Genomic DNA, 936 nt, shown 5'->3' with positions numbered 1-936 from the left:
GTTGTCAGCAGTATCTTTGTAAATCCTATGCAGTTTGGTGAGAACGAGGATCTTGATGCCTACCCTAGAACACTTGAAGATGATAGTAAGCACTTACGTAGTAGATATTGTGATGTCTTGTTCGCACCACCTGTTAGCGAGATCTATCCAAACGGCTTAGCTGAAGAAACCAGAGTGGATGTGCCTGCTCTCGGAGATTATCACTGCGGCGCCAGTCGTTCCGGTCACTTCATTGGTGTCGCCACCGTCGTCACCAAGCTATTTAATATGGTGCAACCAGATATTGCAGTATTTGGTGAAAAAGACTTCCAACAATTAGCGATTATTCGCAAGATGGTTTCCGACCTTTGTATGCCTGTTTCTATCATTGGCGTCCCAACATCTCGGGAAGAGTCAGGTCTAGCCCGCAGCTCTCGCAATGGTTACCTTAGCCAGCAAGAAAAGCAAACTGCCGCTAAGATTTACCAGCTATTGCAACATTGTGCTGCGCAGCTTCAGGCTGGCGAACGGGATATCACTGCATTATGCGAGGACGCCAAATCACACTTGGTTAAAAATGGCTTTAAACCCGATTACTTCAATATAGCCAAGCCCACAACACTTGCTCCTTCACAAGAAACAGATACAGCTTTCGTAATTTTATTAGCCGCGTATTTGGGCTCAACCCGTTTAATTGATAATATAACGGTGAATCTTTAACCATCGATATTGAGTAACACTATGACATTGGATGTATTACCTAGTTACCAAGCATTAAAGGATCATGCCAAATTCATTACTAAGCTTCATGTAAAAGACCTATTTGAAGGTGATCCTAAGCGCTTTGATCGCTACTCCTTTCAGGCACCACATGTCTTTTATGATTATTCAAAAAACCGTGTCACCGAGGAAACGATTTCGCTCTTATCTCAGCTCACTGCTGAAGCAGGGCTTGAA

Annotated in this window: 1 protein-coding gene and 1 pseudogene; both read left to right on the top strand. The window is 43.7% G+C overall.

Going from position 1 to position 936, the window contains the following annotated elements:
- Positions 1-699, top strand: a 699-nt coding sequence (gene panC / locus A3729_RS03300) for a pantoate--beta-alanine ligase (RefSeq protein WP_082881989.1), incomplete at its 5' end; no start/stop codon positions are given.
- A 21-nt stretch (positions 700-720) separates the two neighbouring features.
- Positions 721-936, top strand: a pseudogene (locus A3729_RS03295) (glucose-6-phosphate isomerase); the annotation flags it as partial.

This window comes from Oleiphilus sp. HI0043 (assembly GCF_001634935.1).
Note: the sequence above shows the minus strand (reverse complement) of the source record. Positions and strands in the feature narration are given on the sequence as shown.